Origin of the sequence: Tsukamurella sp. DT100, assembly GCF_049844855.1 — a bacterium.
GTDB lineage: Bacteria > Actinomycetota > Actinomycetes > Mycobacteriales > Mycobacteriaceae > Tsukamurella.
Map to the genome: position 1 here is coordinate 71,386 of NZ_JBNCLV010000002.1, position 15,843 is coordinate 87,228.

Annotated in this window: 12 protein-coding genes and 2 pseudogenes; 8 read left to right on the forward strand and 6 right to left on the reverse strand. The window is 69.7% G+C overall.

Translation table 11 applies throughout. The features are described from left to right. Positions 1-261: 261 nt before the first annotated feature. The 3 genes from ACLQ3K_RS04105 to ACLQ3K_RS04115 all read right to left on the reverse strand — a co-directional run bounded on the left by ACLQ3K_RS04105 (position 262) and on the right by ACLQ3K_RS04115 (position 4,270). On the reverse strand, positions 262-2,499 hold the full coding sequence (locus tag ACLQ3K_RS04105; protein WP_425997230.1) for a heavy metal translocating P-type ATPase: 2,238 nt from the start codon (positions 2,497-2,499) through the stop codon (positions 262-264). Between the two features lie 237 nt (positions 2,500-2,736). Beyond that, the gene (locus ACLQ3K_RS04110) at positions 2,737-3,816 is read right to left on the reverse strand and encodes an alpha/beta hydrolase (RefSeq protein WP_425997232.1); all 1,080 of its coding nucleotides are present in this window, start codon (positions 3,814-3,816) and stop codon (positions 2,737-2,739) included. Between the two features lie 46 nt (positions 3,817-3,862). Then, positions 3,863-4,270 carry a DUF5313 domain-containing protein gene (locus ACLQ3K_RS04115; RefSeq protein ID WP_425997234.1) on the reverse strand — a complete coding sequence of 136 codons (408 nt, stop codon included), beginning with the start codon at positions 4,268-4,270 and terminating at the stop codon, positions 3,863-3,865. 36 nt (positions 4,271-4,306) lie between these two features. Between ACLQ3K_RS04115 and ACLQ3K_RS04120 the strand changes: the two genes are divergently transcribed. The 4 genes from ACLQ3K_RS04120 to ACLQ3K_RS04135 are packed head-to-tail and all read left to right on the forward strand — an operon-like array spanning position 4,307 to position 7,445. Next, complete coding sequence (locus ACLQ3K_RS04120) at positions 4,307-4,918, forward strand: TetR/AcrR family transcriptional regulator (protein WP_425997236.1); 612 nt, start codon at positions 4,307-4,309, stop codon at positions 4,916-4,918. Beyond that, the gene (locus ACLQ3K_RS04125; RefSeq protein ID WP_425997238.1) at positions 4,915-5,430 is read left to right on the forward strand and encodes a GNAT family N-acetyltransferase; all 516 of its coding nucleotides are present in this window, start codon (positions 4,915-4,917) and stop codon (positions 5,428-5,430) included. Before ACLQ3K_RS04120 ends, ACLQ3K_RS04125 begins: the two co-directional genes overlap by 4 nt. After that, positions 5,430-6,071, forward strand: a complete 642-nt coding sequence (gene bluB, locus ACLQ3K_RS04130) for a 5,6-dimethylbenzimidazole synthase (RefSeq protein WP_425997240.1) — start codon at positions 5,430-5,432, stop codon at positions 6,069-6,071. Before ACLQ3K_RS04125 ends, bluB begins: the two co-directional genes overlap by 1 nt. A gap of 36 nt (positions 6,072-6,107) precedes the next feature. Next, positions 6,108-7,445 carry an Ig-like domain-containing protein gene (locus ACLQ3K_RS04135; RefSeq protein WP_425998123.1) on the forward strand — a complete coding sequence of 446 codons (1,338 nt, stop codon included), beginning with the start codon at positions 6,108-6,110 and terminating at the stop codon, positions 7,443-7,445. A 602-nt stretch (positions 7,446-8,047) separates the two neighbouring features. Here the strand turns inward: ACLQ3K_RS04135 and ACLQ3K_RS04140 are convergent. Then, on the reverse strand, positions 8,048-9,265 hold the full coding sequence (locus tag ACLQ3K_RS04140; protein ID WP_425997242.1) for an MFS transporter: 1,218 nt from the start codon (positions 9,263-9,265) through the stop codon (positions 8,048-8,050). Between the two features lie 176 nt (positions 9,266-9,441). On the opposite strand from ACLQ3K_RS04140, the pseudogene ACLQ3K_RS04145 reads away from it, so the two are divergent. Further along, positions 9,442-9,501 (forward strand): annotated as a pseudogene (locus ACLQ3K_RS04145) (ArsR family transcriptional regulator); the annotation flags it as partial. 52 nt (positions 9,502-9,553) lie between these two features. Here ACLQ3K_RS04145 and ACLQ3K_RS04150 read toward each other — a convergent pair. After that, positions 9,554-10,312 (reverse strand): DUF998 domain-containing protein, encoded by a 759-nt coding sequence (locus tag ACLQ3K_RS04150; protein ID WP_425997244.1) that lies wholly within the window; start codon positions 10,310-10,312, stop codon positions 9,554-9,556. A 9-nt stretch (positions 10,313-10,321) separates the two neighbouring features. Then, complete coding sequence (locus ACLQ3K_RS04155) at positions 10,322-11,206, reverse strand: cytochrome c oxidase assembly protein (RefSeq protein ID WP_224644952.1); 885 nt, start codon at positions 11,204-11,206, stop codon at positions 10,322-10,324. A gap of 68 nt (positions 11,207-11,274) precedes the next feature. On the opposite strand from ACLQ3K_RS04155, the gene ACLQ3K_RS04160 reads away from it, so the two are divergent. From ACLQ3K_RS04160 to ACLQ3K_RS04170, 3 genes and pseudogenes are all read left to right on the forward strand, one after another. Then, the gene (locus ACLQ3K_RS04160) at positions 11,275-11,964 is read left to right on the forward strand and encodes a response regulator transcription factor (protein WP_224644884.1); all 690 of its coding nucleotides are present in this window, start codon (positions 11,275-11,277) and stop codon (positions 11,962-11,964) included. Between the two features lie 5 nt (positions 11,965-11,969). Next, on the forward strand, positions 11,970-13,019 hold the full coding sequence (locus tag ACLQ3K_RS04165) for a sensor histidine kinase (protein WP_224644885.1): 1,050 nt from the start codon (positions 11,970-11,972) through the stop codon (positions 13,017-13,019). 121 nt (positions 13,020-13,140) lie between these two features. Next, a pseudogene (locus ACLQ3K_RS04170) lies at positions 13,141-14,523 on the forward strand (IS1380 family transposase). The last annotated feature ends 1,320 nt before the right edge of the window (positions 14,524-15,843 follow it).

A 15,843-nucleotide genomic window follows, 5' to 3' on the forward strand; every position in this document is an offset into this window, starting at 1 on the left:
GGCCACGTATCGAAGTGGTTGTGCGCGGCGACTGCTATGCCAATTGTGCATACGCTTGTTTCTGCAGGCCACGGTGTTTCGTGGCGACCGAGTCATGCAGAATCGGCATACCCGGCTGACCTGTGGACCGACGGGATCGCGGAGGCTATGCGGATTCCGCATGACGTGCGCCGATGAATACGGTTGTGACCTGCAGAGATAGGGCTATGCAGGTCCGGCATGACCTATTCGGCGAGCATGCCTGTACCTCGGGCCGCGCGGCTATTTCGTGCCGAACTTGCGCAGGCGCAGGCTGTTCCACACGACGAAGAAGGAGCTGAAGGCCATCGCGGCGGCGCCGATGAGCGGGTTCAGCAGGCCGGCCACGGCGACGGGAATCGCGGCGACGTTGTAGCCGAACGCCCAGACCAGGTTCGTCTTGATGGTCTTCAGCGTCGCGCGGGCGAGGCCGAGCGCGTCGGGGACCGCGGACAGCTCCTCGCGCATGAGCACGACGTCGGCGGCGCTCTGGGCCACGTCGGTACCGGTGCCCATCGCGAGGCCGAGGTCGGCGGCGGCGAGGGCGGGGCCGTCGTTCACGCCGTCGCCCACCATCGCGACCCGCCGCCCGGAGGCCTGCAGCTCGCGGACCGCCGCGACCTTCCCGTCCGGCACCACGTCGGCGCGCACGTCGTCGATGCCGACGAGCGCGGCGACCTTCGTGGCCGCGGCGGCGTTGTCGCCGGTCAGGAGCACGGTCCGGATCCCGGCCTCGTGCAGCCGCGCGACGGCGTCCGCCGCGTCGGCCTTGATCGTGTCGGCCACCTCGAGCACGGCGGCGACGGCACCGTCGACCTCGATGACGGCGACGGTGCGCCCGGCTTCCGCTGCGGCCTCGACGGCCCCGGACAAGACCCCGGGTTCGACGAAGCGCGGCGATCCGACCCGCACGACGGCACCGTCGACCACCCCGGTGGCGCCGAGGCCCGGGACGGCCCGGAAGTCCTCGACGGTGGGCAGGTCGTCGCCGGCGCGCGCGACGACGGCCCGCGCGACGGCGTGCTCGGACGCCGCCTCGACGGCCCCCGCGAGCCGCAGCACGCCGGACTCGGTGAACCCGCGCGCGACGCTCACCTCGGCCACGGAGAGCACGCCGGTGGTCACGGTGCCGGTCTTGTCGAAGACGACGGTGTCGATGGTCTCGGTGGCCTCCAGCGCCTGGTGCCCGCGCACGTACACGCCGAGCTGCGCGCCGCGGCCGGACGCCACCATGAACGCGACGGGCGTCGCGAGGCCGAGCGCGCAGGGGCAGGCGATCACGAGCACGGCGATCGCCGACTTCACCGCGCTGTCGACCCCGTCGGCCAGAAGCCAGCCGACGAAGGTCAGCGCCGCGATGGCGAAGACGCAGGGCACGAAGACGGCGGAGACGCGGTCGGCGAGGCGCTGCATCCGCGCCTTCGTCGCCTGCGCGTCCTCGACGAGGCGGAGCATCGCGGCGAAGGTGGTGTCCGCGCCGACGGCGGTCGCGCGCACCGTCAGGCGGCCGTCCTGGCAGACGGTGCCGCCGACGACCCGGTCGCCCGGGCCCGCGGGGACGGGGCGGGACTCGCCGGTCATCGCGGAGTTGTCGACGAACGCCGACCCGGATTCGACGACGCCGTCCGTCGCGATCGTCTCGCCCGGCCGCACCACGAAGAGCTGCTCCTCGCGCAGTTCGCCGACGGGGATCCGCAGCTCGGAGCCGTCGCGGACCAGCACCGACACCTCGCGGGCGCCGCGGGTCGCGAGCTCCCGCAGCGCCGACGCCGCCTTGGCGCGGGCGGAGGCCTCGAAGTACCGGCCCGCCAGCACGAAGACGGTGACGCCCATCGCGACCTCGAGGTAGATCGGATCGGACTGGATGATCGCGTTCCAGAAGCCGTGCGGATCCGGCCGCTCGCGGCCGGGCGTGAGCACGGTGACCACCGACCACGCGGTGGCGGAGATGATGCCGACCGAGACCAGCGTGTCCATCGTGGCCGCGCCGTGCCGCGCGCCCAGGAAGGCCCGCTTGTGCAGTGGCCACGCGCCCCAGGCCACGACGGGCAGGCTCAGCGCGAGCAGCACCCACTGCCAGCCGGTGAAGCGCGTCGACGGGATGGTCGCGAGCACGATCGACAGGTCCGCGGCCGGCACGAACAGCACCAGCGAGACGATCAGCCGGCGCAGCACGTCGCGCCGCTCGCGCTCCTCGGCGAGGATCGCGCGGCGGGGATTCGGGGACTTGGGCGCCGCGGTGTACCCCGCGGCCTCGACGGTGCCGGTCAGCTGCTCGACGGTGACCGTCGGCGCGTGCTCGACGGTGGCCGTCCGCGTGGCGAGGTTGACGACGGCGCGCACCCCGTCGAGCTTGTTGAGCTTGCGCTCGACCCGCCCGACGCACGCGGCACAGGTCATGCCGCCGACGTCGAGGAAGGTGCGTTGTGCCTGCTCCGGCTGTGCGTCGGCCGGAGCGGGGGCCTGGTCGAGATCCGTCACCCCTCCAGTATCCACCTCGGCCGACCTGGGCCGAAAACGCGAAAGGCCTTGATACCGGCTCCCGGAATGGGGGGAGGAGGGGGAACCGGTATCAAGGCTCAATCACGCAGCCACCGACGTGGGGGGAGACGTCATATGGCGGCCGCACAACCCACGATACGGGGTATACGCGTACAGGTGCCACCTTTCGTGACATGCGTGTTCGCGTGCAGCTGCAACTGCCAACAGTTGTTGTCGCTAACTGCGGACGAGAACCTCCGTCAACACGTCGAGCGCCGCGTCGACGTCGACCCGGGCGTCGGCACTCACGCCCACCATGTTGAGGAAGCCGTGCAGCGCGCCGGGCGCGAGCTGGGTCGTGGCGTCGACGCCCGCGTCCCGCAGCCGCTGCGCGTACGCCGCGCCCTCGTCCCGCAGCGGGTCGAAGCCGGCGACCACGACGTGCGTGCGCCCGATGCCGGCGAGGCCGTCGGCGTGCCGCAGATCGAACTTCGGATCGGTGTCCTGGCCCGGCTCCGGCGTGTACACCTGCCGGAAGTACTCGATGTCGTCCTTGGTGAGGAAGTACCCGTCGGCGAAGGTCTCGCGGCTGCGGTTCGCCGGGTCCGCGCCGGTCACGGGGTAGAAGAGCAGGGAGAACGCCGGCTGCGCGCCGCCGGCCAGCGCCAGCTCGCGCGCGGCGACCCCGGCCAGGTTGCCGCCCGCACTGTCGCCCGAGACGGCGACCCGCGCGGGGTCGGCGCCGAGCTGGTCGGCGTGCTCGAGGGCCCAGGCGGTGGCGGCGACGGCATCGTCCGCGGCCGCGGGGAAGATCGTCTCCGGCGCCAGCCGGTAGTCGACGGACAGCACCCGCACCCGCGACCGGTCGGCGATGTACCGGCAGGGTGCGTCGTGGCTGTCGAGGTCGCCCAGCACGAAGCCGCCGCCGTGGAAGAACACGACCAGCGGCGAGCCGGCCTCGAGCCCGGCGGGCGTGTAGAGGCGCGCCGGGAGGGGGCCGGCGGCACCGTCGACCATGAGCCCGCGCACGCCGACCGACGGGGCCGTGCCCGCGCCGACGGCCGCGCTCAGCAGGCGGGTCGACGCCCGCGAGTGTTCGACGTCGCGCGACTCGGCCAGTCCGTTGACGCCCTGCGCCTTGAGCATGAGCAGCGTGATCTGGGAGTCGAGGTCCAGTTCGTTGCCCTCGACGGTCTGCGGGGTGCCGAGCCGGTGCTTGACCTGCACGGGCAGCCCGAAGAGCAGCTTCGCGCCGCCCGCGACGAGCGGTGTCGGGATCTTCAGGGCCAGCTTCTGAACGAGTTCGGTGAGCGCCATGTCACCGATAGTAGGACGCGCATCACATATCAGCGCGCGGGGAGGCTCAGCTGTGGCGCGGGTACTCGTCGCGCGGGCCGTGCTTGGCGATGTACGCGGCGTGCAGATCCGCTTCCTTCTCGCGGGCGATCACGTCGACGAGCTCGGGGTCGAGGCCGTGGTGCCGCAGCCGCCCGCGCCGGTAGATCTTGTTCAGCGCGATCGAGAAGTAGACGAACGGGATGAAGATGGGCAGCGTCATCGTCGCGCGGTTCAGCACGGAGGTGTCGATGAACCAGAACGGGATCAGGATCAACAGACACGGGATCGCGAATCGGACGACGGTCCGCAGCGCGGCGCGGGGGCCCGCGAGATCGTTGGCGACCCATTCGTGCATCGACGGCGGCAGCACGCTCCGGCCGTAGGAGTACAGAACGTACTGCACGGGGTTGGGCTTAGTCGGACCGTCGCTCATGCCCCCAGTGTCCCACTGCGCCTAGAATCGGACGTTGTGAGTCCCGGCAGAAACGATCAGACCGCGCAGAGCATCCTGTCTGCAGCGGTGTCGAGCATCGGCAGCGTCGGCATTTCGCGGACCACGATGGAGAACGTCGCGAACCTCGCGGGCATCGGCGTGGCCACCGTCTACCGCCGCTTCAACCGCAAGGACAACCTCGTTCAGCAGGCCATCCGGTACGAGGCCGAGCAGCTGCTCAAGACGGTGGAACAGCAGGTCCAGGGCCTGAGCACCGTCGAGGAGGCGCTCACCGAGGGCTTCGTCGCGTTCCTCCGCGAGGCGCACCGCCGGCCCTTGATCCGCGGCATCGGCGACGGCAACGTCGTCGTGGGCCTGCCGATGATCGCGCAGGGCGGCGGCATGGTCATCGAGATCGGCCGCGAGTTCGCCGCGAACATCATCGCGGGCTTCCAGTCGAGCGGCGAGCTGCCGAAGTTCGACCCGAAGCCGATCGCGGAGATCTTCGCCCGCGTCGGGCATTCGGTGCTGCTCGCGCCCGACGGCCTGATCAGCTTCGACGATCCCTACACCGCCGGCCGCGTGGTCCGCGAGTGCCTCATGCCCGCGATCGCGGCGCAGGCCGCGGCGGCCGGGGGCGGCAAGTGATCCGGCCCGCGACGCCGGCCGACGTGCCGGAGATCCTGGCGATGATCGCCGAGCTGGCCGCTTACGAGAAGGAGCCGGAGTCCGCGGTCGCCACGGCCGAGCAGCTGCACACCGCGCTGTTCGGGCCTGCGCCCGCCGTCTTCGCGCGCATCGCCTCCGAGCCGGGGTCCGACGGTGCCGAGACCGTCGTCGGGATGGCCGTCTACTTCCGCACCTTCTCCACCTGGACCGGCACGCACGGCATCTGGCTCGAGGACCTCTACGTGCGCCCCGGCGTGCGCGGCGGCGGCCACGGCAAGAAGCTGCTCGCCGCCCTGGCGCAGGAGTGCCGCGACAACGGGTACGCCCGCCTCGAGTGGACCGTCCTCGACTGGAACGCCCCCGCCATCGGCTTCTACCGCTCCATCGGCGCCGTACCGATGGCGGAGTGGACCACGCAGCGCCTCACGGGCGAGAGCCTCGGGGCCCTCGCAGCCCTGGCCGACGGTGCCGTCTCGGTCGACGGGGCCTGATGGACGTCTTCGAGGCGATCCTGCGCCGGCGCGACGTGCGCAACGAGTTCTCCGGCGAGCTGATCGACGAGGAGCGACTCGTGCGGATCCTCGGCGCCGCGCACAGCGCGCCCAGCGTCGGGAACACGCAGCCCTGGGACTTCGTCGTGGTGCAGGAGCCCGAGACGCTCGCGCGCTTCGCCGGGCACGTCGGCGAGTGCCGCGAGGACTTCGCCCGGTCGTTGCCGGAGGACCGCAAGGACACCTTCAACCCGATCGTCATCGAGGGGATCGAGTCGTCGCGGACCGGCGTCGTGGTGACCTACGACCCCACCCGCGGCGGGACGCACATCCTCGGCCGGCACACGATCGACGAGACCGGCCGGCTCTCGGTCGCGCTGGCCATCCAGAACCTGTGGCTCGCGGCCACCGCGGAGGGCATCGGCGTGGGCTGGGTGTCCTTCTATCGCGAGCCCTTCCTGCGCGAACTGGTCGACGTGCCCGAGCACGTCCACATCGTGGCGTGGCTCTGCGTCGGGCCGGTCACGGCGCTGCAGACGGTCCCCGACCTGGAGCGATTCGGCTGGCGCGAGCGTCGCCCGCTGGCCGAGGCGATGCATCGGGAGCGCTACCCGGAGGGCGATGTCGGCACTCATCGTTAGACTCGCATGTAATCAGCGAGGGGAACACGAGTGAGCATGTTCAACGAGCGCGTCGGTCGGCGTGCGGTCCTGGTCGGCGCCGCTGCGGCGGTGCCCCTGGTGGCCGCCGGCTGCACGATCGGCGACCTGACCGGTGGCGGCACGAGCGCGGGGCCGTCCACGCCGCCGCCCGACCCGGCCGAGGTCACCGTCACCCCGGCCGACGGTGCCCAGGCCGTCAGCCCCATCACCCCCGTCACGGTGTCGATCGCCAAGGCCGTCCTCGGCTCGGTCACGCTGACCGACGCGAAGGGTGTCGCCGTGGAGGGCGCGCTCTCGACGGACATGCTGACGTGGAAGGCGTCGAAGCCGCTCGAGTACAACGGCCAGTACACCCTGGTCGCGAAGTACGAGACGCTGGGCCAGCAGCGCGAGAAGCGCACCACGTTCTCGACGGTCGCCGTCGACGAGACGAACAAGACGCTGCCCTACTTCGAGAACACGGGCGGCATGTCGCTCAACGACGGTGCCGTCTACGGCGTCGGGCAGGTGGCGGTCGTCCACTTCGACGAGGCGATCAAGGACCGGGCCATGGCCCAGAAGCTGCTCAAGGTCACCACCACCCCGGCCCTCGAGGGCGCGTGGATGTGGACCACCGACAAGACGGTCGCGTGGCGGCCGAAGGACTACTACCCGTCGGGCACGAAGGTGTCGATCGAGGTCAAGGCCTTCGGCAAGGAGGTCAGCCCCGGGCTGTGGGGCGAGAAGGACATCTCGATCGCGTTCTCGATCGGCGAATCGCACGTCTCCATCGCCGACGACAACACCAAGCAGGTGCAGGTCTTCGTCAACGGCCAGATGGTGCGGTCGATGCCCACGTCGATGGGCCAGGGCGGCAACGAGGTCGTCAACGGGCAGACGTTCCACTTCTGGACGCAGCGCGGCGTGTACACGGTGCTCGACAAGGCGAACCCCGTGATCATGGACTCGTCGACCTACGGCCTGCCGATCAATTCGCGGCTGGGCTACAAGCAGACCATCGGCTGGGCCACCCGGATCAGCAACGACGGCATCTACCTGCACGCGCTCGACAACATCGGCGCGCAGGGCGTCCGCAACGAGTCGCACGGCTGCCTCAACCTGAGCCCCGCGAACGCGCAGTGGTTCTTCGGGCTGTCGCAGCCCGGCGACGTGGTCGAGGTCCGCAACACCGGCGGCCCCGCGCTGGAGCAGTGGCAGAACGGCGACTGGTCCGTGCCCTGGGCCGCTTGGGTCGCCGGCAGCGCGCTGCCGCCGGGTGCGCAGGGTGATGCTTCGGAGACCACGTCCGCCGCGCCTTCGCCGTCGACGGTGCCGTCCACCGATGCGCCCGCCTCGGGTACGCCCGGAGGCTGATCCCGCGGCGCTGCAGGTGATTTCGCCGCGGCGACGGGCGGTTCGGTGCGGGGGGGCGGTGCGCGGCCGCGAGGATGATGTGCGAATCGCGCGACTCTCGGATTCTGTCCGATATGGACAACGCCCCGCGGACACCGCGCCGCGCAGGCGAGCGCGGCCCCTCGGCATACGCCACCTGCATCGGCGACCTGCATCGGCGACCGTGGGGCAATGGGGTGTGTTCGTCCCCCGCGCCGCGCCGAGAGGAGCGTGCGACGTTCGGTCCCCCACGAGAAGCCGGTCGTTTCATGGGGGCTCGGCCGTCCCCCGCGCGGCGCCACCTCCCCCACGGGAAGCCGCGGGGTTGGGTGGGGGAGCGGTCGTCCCCCGCGCGACGCCGAATCCCCCACGGTGAGCGCATTCCCCTTTGGCGGGCCGTGGGGGTACTCACGTCCCCCGCGCGGAGCCGATTCCCCTCTGGGACGCCGCATCCCCTGTCGGAGGCGGGCAGTCACACCGTGTCCGAAACGGACAGAATCCGAGAGCGGCAAGGCAGGTGCCATCACCTCGTCGCCCCACTGGGTGCCCCACTGGGCGCCTCGCCCGCCGAACTGGCCCTGCGCCTACGCGACGACGGCGGACCGTCGACCCCGCAGGCCGATCGCGGCGGCGCCGAGGCAGGCCAGGGCGACGGCGGCGGCGAACCAGGGGAAGATCGTGGCGGTGCTGTACTGCGTGGCGAGGTAGCCGGCGATCACCGTCGGCACGCCCATCGCGAGGTAGCCGAGCAGGTAGTAGGCGCTCATCACCTGGCCGCGGGCGTGCGCGGGCGCGACGGAGCCGAGGTGCCGCAGCGAGCCGCCGAAGGCGAGGCCGAAGGTAGCGCCGAGCAGGATCGTGTCGACCACGATGAGCCAGGTCTGGCCGTAGCGCACCGCCACCACGGCGAGCGCCAGCGAGGCGGCGAGGCCGATGTCGCCGACGATCGCGGTCGGCCGGGCCGGGTAGCGCCCGCCGATGAACTGCGAGACCGCGGAGGCGATGGCCATCACCGCGACGAGGCCGCCCGTGAAGATCACCGAGCCGTGCCCGGTCACGTGCTGCACCAGCGCGGGGTAGAGGCTGAGGAACACGCCGAGTACCGACCACGCGGTGATGATCCCGATGCCGGAGAACCAGAAGTCGGCGGTGATCTCGCCGGGCACGCCGGGGCGGCTGAGCCGGACCCGCTCGCCGGTGCGCCCGACGTGCGGTTCGATCAGCGCAATCACGCCCAGCAGGATCGCGAGCACCACGACGCCCATCGTCACGAACGGCGTGCGCAGCGGGTGCGGCGCGTACTGCGCGACGGCGGCGGCGCCCAGCGCGGTGGCAGCGATGCCCACGTTGAGGGCGACGCCGGACAGCATGCCGTTGCGGGCACCGTCGGTGGGCCGGATGTCGAGGAGGGCCGCCCCGGCGACCACGGTGATCGAGCCGATGGCCGCGCCGTGCAGGAACCGCGCGAGGATCAGCTGCCACTCGGCGCCGGCGAACAGGAACAGCAGCAGGCCCACGAGGATCGTGCCGACGGCCGCGAGCAGTACCGGCTTGCGGCCGATGGCGTCGGAGATCGGCCCGACGGTCAGAGCCGCGCCCAGCGCCCCGATCGCGTAGACGGCGAAGACGATGGTGGTCGACAGCGCGGACATGTGCCATTGCTGCTGGTAGAGCGGGTACAGCGGCGACGGGAGCCCGGAGACGCCGAGGGCCAGCGCGAGCAGCGTGAGTAGGAGGGCGAAGGACCAGCGCTGCGGGTGGACGTGGGTCGACGGTGTCGCGACCTGCTGCGCCAGGCTCATTCCTACCTCCGGGTGTACGGTGGTGGTTCGACGATCGTCGAACCGTTCGCAACACTACACCCGGTTCGACGAAGATCAAACCGTTATCTCAGGGAACGAGAATGATGACCAACGCGACCGCCACCGTCCCGCTGCACACCGTGCTCAGCGCGCTGGCCGATCCGGTGCGCCTGGAGATGGTGCGGCGGCTGCATCGCGAGCGGCGCCCGCTCGTCTGCGCGGAGCTCTACGACGGCGTCACCAAGGCGACCGCCAGCCATCACTTCAAGGTGCTGCGCGAGGCGGGTCTCACCCGTCGTGACGATCTGGGCGCGACGGCGCGGCAGCTGCTGCTGATCGACGAGGTGAACGCGGCGTACCCCGGTCTGCTCGAGGCGGTTCTGCGGGCGGCTGAGCGCGAGGCTGCCGGTCGGGAGGCCGCCGGGCCTGCGGTGACGTCGCGAGAAGCACCAGCCACAGCGTGAGCGTGAGCACCTGCGAGCGCTGGGCCAGCCCCAGGTAGAGCGCGGGTTCCAGCATCGCGGCCAGCGTCCACGCGGTCGCCAGCAGGTACGCCACCCCCATGCCGAGGGGGAGCCGCGCACCGTCGAACCCGGAACTCCGCCGCCACAGCCCCCACGCGAGCACGGCGACCACTCCGCCGAAGCCCGCGATCCCCGACGAGACCGCGTGCCCGACGTGCGTGAGCGGCACCTGGCCGGCGGCCTCGCGGGCGGCGCACGCGGCGTCGGCGGTCGGGGTGCAGGAGAGCGGCATGAGGGCGTCGCACATGGTCGCGGCGCCCAGGACGAACAGGCCCACGAGCGCGACCAGGGCGAGCTTCGGCATCGGCCGCGCGGCGCGGTGGGCGAGCGCCGCCGCGATCACGAAGGCGGTGCCGGCGAGCAGGTCCGTCGCGCGGAAGAATTGGGCGTTCGGTTGCCCGACGGAACCGGTCTCGCTGACGTAGGAGTACAGCGGGCTCAGCTGTGATCCCAGCAGCGGTGCGATCATCCACGCGGAGTAGAGGACGCAGCCCGCGAGCAGGATGAGGCGGGCGCGGCGCATGGCCCCAGACTACTGACGGCGCAGTTCGCGCAGGTACGCGTTGTACGCCTCGCGTTCGTCCTCTTCCCGACGGTCCGCCCCCGCCCGCTCGGCGTCGCGCCGCTCGGACCGGCGCCAGCGCAGCGCGAACAGGCACGTAGTGATCATCGCGATGGGCTCGCCGTAGGACCAGGCGAGCGCGCCGGCGATGGACTGGTCGCGCAGCGGATCGATGCCCCAGGCCGCCGGCGGCGCGGCGAAGAGGCCGACCATGGGCGTCGTCGCCATCATGAGGATCACGCCGATGAAGACGTGCAGCGGCATCTCGATGAAGATGTCGAAGAAGCGCATCAGCCAGGAGTCGCGGCCGGGCAGCGGGCCGATCGAGAGGATCGGGATGATGAACAGCAGGCCGACGCCCAGGAAGAAGACCTGTAGCGCGGTGTGCCCGAGCCACGTCCCGCCGATCGCGTCGACCACGCCGCCGAGGTAGACGCCGTAGTAGCTCATCAGGAACAGCGGGATGGTGAAGCCCGAGTGCAGCAGGATCCGCGGGGCGGGGCTGCGCAGCAGGCCGAGCGCGGCTCCGAGCACGACCCGGCCGAGCCCGCGGTGCGGCGTCGCGCGCAGCAGCAGCACGCCGGGCGCCCCGCCGACGAGCAGCGGCGGCACCAGGATCGACAGCGTGAGCTGCTGGAACATGAACGCGCTGAACAGGTGCCACGAGTAGGCCTCGATCCGCAGCCCGGTGACGCCCGCGAGCACGACGCAGCCGAGCAGGAAGCTCGCGACGCGCGCGGCCGGCCACCGTCGGCCCTTCCGGCGCACCGTCCGCACCCCCAGCAGGTACAGCGCGGCCGCGACTGCCGCCGCCAGCGGCAGGACGGGGAGCGCGGGCGGATCCCAGGAGAGCATGCCCAGGATCGACGGTGCCGGCACCGGAGGTTCAGGAATCAGCACATGCGCATATTACTATATGAAGAATGAACACCCACAAAGTACTCGTGATCGAGGACGAACCCGCTCTCGCCAGGCTGGCGCAGGAGTACCTCACCCGAGACGGCTTCGACGTCACCACCGCCGCCGACGGCGAGCGCGGGCTGGCCCTGGCGCGCGAGCTCGAGCCGGCGGTGATCCTGCTCGACATCGGCCTGCCGCGCCTCGACGGGCTCGAGGTCTGCCGCGCCGTGCGGTCGTTCAGTGACGCCTACGTCATCATGCTCACCGCCCGCGGCGACGAGCTCGACAAGATCGTCGGCCTGTCCGTCGGCGCCGACGACTACCTCGTCAAGCCCTTCAGCCCGCGCGAGGTGGTGGCGCGGGTGCGGGCCATGCTGCGCCGCCCGCGCACGCTGCCCGACGGTGCCGCCGCCGCCCGTCGGTTCGGCGAGCTCACGGTTGATCCGCTGGGGCGCGAGGTGCGGGTGGGGGAGCGTGTCGTCGAGCTCACCGCCACCGAGTTCGACGTGCTGGCCACCCTCGCGCGCAGCCCCAACGTCGCCTTCTCGCGGACGCAGCTCATCGAATCCATCTGGGGCCCGGGCTGGGTCGGTGACGAGCGGCTCGTCGACGTGCACGTGGGCCGCGTGCGGCGGAAGCTGGGCGACGATGCCGGCGACCCGCGCTTCGTGCGCACGGTGCGCGGCGTGGGCTACCGGATGGGCCCCGGATGAGGCGGATGCGCGACATCGGGATGGGCGGGCGGATGGGCGGGATGCTCATGGCCGTCTCGCTGGGGACGCTCGCCGTGACTGCCGTCGTCGACTTCGTGGTGTGGCCGCTGATCCTGGGGCGCACCGGCGCCGTGTCTGTGAACGTGGTCGCCGTGGTCTTCGGATTCGGTTCCGCGGTGGCCTTCTCCGTCGTGGCGAGCGTCTTCATCGCGCGTCGCCTGGGTCGCACGATGGCGAAGCTGGAGGGCGCCGCGCGGCAGGTCGCCGACGGTCGTTCGGGGGTGCGCGTCGCCCCCGTCGCGCTGGGGCCGGAGGCGGACGGACTGGTGTCGGCGTTCAACGAGATGGCGGTGCAGCTCGAGTCCAGTGACCAATCGCGGCGGAGGCTGCTCGCCGACCTCGCGCACGAGATCCGCACGCCGGTCAGCGTTCTCGACGGCTACCTGGAGGGCATCGCCGACGGGGTCGTCGAGCCGGACGTCGCCACCCTCACCATGCTGCGCACGCAGACCACGCGCCTCGCACGGCTCACCGACGACGTGCTGTCCGTCTCGCACGCGGAGGAGGGCGCGCTGAACCTGCGGCCCAGCGCGGTCGACGTGACGGAGGCGCTCGAGGCCGCGGCCGCCGCGGCGGCGCGGGCGTACGCGGACAAGGGGGTCCGACTGCACGTGCGGATCGGCGCTGGCGCTCGTCGCGCGATCCGTGCGGACCGCCAGCGCCTCGACCAGGTGCTGGCGAACCTGCTCTCGAACGCGTTGCGGCACAGCGATCCGGGCGGGACCGTCGAGCTGGAGGCCGACGGCCATCCGCACCGCCGGATCCGGATCGCGGTCGTCGATCACGGCGACGGCATCGCCGCCGAGCACCTGCCCTGGATCTTCGAGCGCTTCTACCGCACCGACGTCGCCCGGGATCGTGACCACGGCGGCAGCGGCGTGGGCCTCACCATCAGCCGCGCGATCGTGACCGCCCACGACGGGCACATGTGGGTGGAGTCCGACGGTCCCGGCCGCGGCGCGCTCTTCGCTTTCACCCTGCCTGCGCCGGGTTAGCCTCGGCCTTTCACCGCGAGTTGATCAAGGCTGCGTGTTGGCATGAAGAAAGGTGCTCTGAGCTGGAAGAATAGGGGTTACCACACACCTTATTCGTCTCACTCGAAGGAGCACCCTTCTGGTGAGCCAGTCTACGTCCTTGTATCCAGCTCTGGCAGTCGACGCGGCCGGGCAGCATCTGGTCTCGCACGCAGGGACGGTGCTGTTGCTTCGCGCGGCTGAGACCGCCGGCCTAGCTGCGGCTCTGAGCAGCTCATTGATGCCGTGGCGCAAGCCGAACGCGGTCCACGATCCAGGGAAGATCATCGTTGATCTGGCGGTGTCGATCGCCGCGGGCGGGGACTGCCTGGCCGACCTCGATCAGCTCCGCAGCCAGACCGCGGTGATGGGGCAGGTGGCCTCAGATCCGACGGTCTCCCGGCTGATCACCGCGTTGGCCGCTAACGCCGATAGGGCTCTCGCAGCGATCGGATCAGCGACCGCACAGACGCGGGCACGGGTCTGGTCGTCGGCCGGCGAGGATGCCCCCGATCACCAGGTCACCGCCGAAATTCCGTTGGTCATCGACCTCGACGCCACCCTCATCACCGCCCACTCGGAGAAACTAGACGCTGCACCGAACTTCAAGAAAGGCTTCGGGTTTCACCCACGATGGGGTTCGTCGACCACGGCCCGGCCGGGACCGGAGAACCGGTGGCGGTGCTGTTGCGGCCCGGGAACGCGGGCTCGAACACCGCCGCAGACCACATCAGCGTCGTCAAGCAGGCGTTGGCGCAGCTGCCCGACACGGTCACCAGCGTCGGCAGGTATCGGGTCGGCCGCAAGGTCCTGATCCGTGCCGATGGCGGTGGCGGCACGCACCAGTTTCTCGACTATCTCACCCTTCGGCACCTGTCCTACTCGATCGGATTCGGCCTGACCGACAAGCTCGCCGCCGCCGTCGACCTCGTCCCCGAGTCGGCATGGATTGCGGCGATCGACGACGACACCGGCCGCGTGCGGGACGGCGCCTGGGTCACCGAACTCACCGACCTCGTCGACTTGAGTTCCTGGCCTGCGGGGATACGGCTCATCATCCGTGCTGAACGCCCCCACCCCGGCGCCCAACTGACGTTCACCGACCGGGACGGAATCCGGCTGACACTGCGTTCGTCACCAACAGCCGCGGCAAGATCGAAACGCCTCGAACTGCGGCACCGCCGCCGCGCCCGCTGCGAAGACCGCATCCGCGCCCTCAAAGACACCGGCCTGCGGAACCTCCCGCTGCACCGATTCGACCAGAACCGCATCTGGGCCGCGATCGCCGCACTGGACTCGACCCTGATCACCTGGACCCAAACACTGGCGTTGACCAGTCATGATGCTCGCCGATGGGAACCGAAGAAGCTGCGCCACCGACTCTTACGCCCGCCGAACCCGACTGCACCTGGCCGCGACCGCCCCCGACACCGATGTTCTCCTCGTCGGACTGAGCCGCCTGGACCGATTACGAGCCCCGACATGACCCACTCGACGTCCTTGACCGAACGATCACGAAACACCCCACGGGACAGTGGAACCCGACGCCACCCGACGCAACACCGGGTCGCAACGCCATGCCCACAATCCCGAACCGGGCCCGAAAACGCCGATCCGAAACCGATCAGGACGGGACGGCCACCTCATGAAAGACCGAGGTTAGAGAGGCTTGAATATAGCATCCGGTCGGCCGTCGTAAACTGATTCCATTTCGCTGATCCAACCTCGGTCGAATGCCGATGACTTTACGTGCCCTCTAAGTAGACCGGACAGGTAGTGGGTAAGCCCCTTGGCTCCGTAGTCGACACCGTTTTCCCCAACCACCAGGACAGGCCATACGTCTTTGTCAACCCCTTTGGATCTCCACAATATCCACTGACCGGTTCGAGCCCAGCCGACTCCAAGGTAGGTGTCTTGACTGGTTCCGAACGCCTCCTGCTGATCGCCTGTTCCGTAGCAAGTTAGAGTCACAGACTTGCCAACCGGATGGTCGCTCAAACTTTGCAGAAAGCTCACCAGGTGCGCTGGAGTTGACAATCCTCTGGTTGCCACCCACGACGGTTCCTCAATTACGATATTGTCCCAGAATTCTCCCCGACCGTACGTGTCGATGTACTTCTTGTAGTCTCGAGGAACCATTCGCATTTCAGGAGTGACGCCTGGCGCATACCAGTCGTATTGTTTAGGCCGCGGCTTGGGAGGGGGTGCGATACGCGTCAGGTGGTCAATGTCGTTCCATGGAGGCTTCCGGTCAAGTCTTGTGTATTTCCAGTACAGGATCGGAACGAACATCGTGCACAGTATGCTTATGGCTATCGACGTCTCAAGCGACGCTTCCGTTGTGGCAATTAATAGGAGTAGAAGAATAGGGAATAGCGTGAAGTTTGTCCGACATACGATTCGGGCAACCCGACGGCTGGTAGAGGTAAACAGCATCGGTAGAATAATTCCACCTGTTACGACGCCGATCCACATCAGACCGTTCTGGCTAAACGGAAGACTGCTCGCGTTTGCTACCGACAAGACGGCCTCCTATTGCTGTCCACTGTCTCCGTCGCCTGCCGGTTCGGATTGGATGCGTGCACTTGATGCCGCAACCTGGCGTCCTATGAACCAGGCGGAGGTTGCGACGAATCCTGAGGCGAGAATGATCTTTTCTTGAACACTTTCCGGAGGGGCTGCAACGCAGTACGCAACAACCACTCCCAGAGGTACGACGATCAATATGGCGGCAAGTGTGTACAGCCTCTGTGTTGATCCTATTATGCGCGGCCCAGTCAGCAGAATTGAAGCGCCTACGACTTGT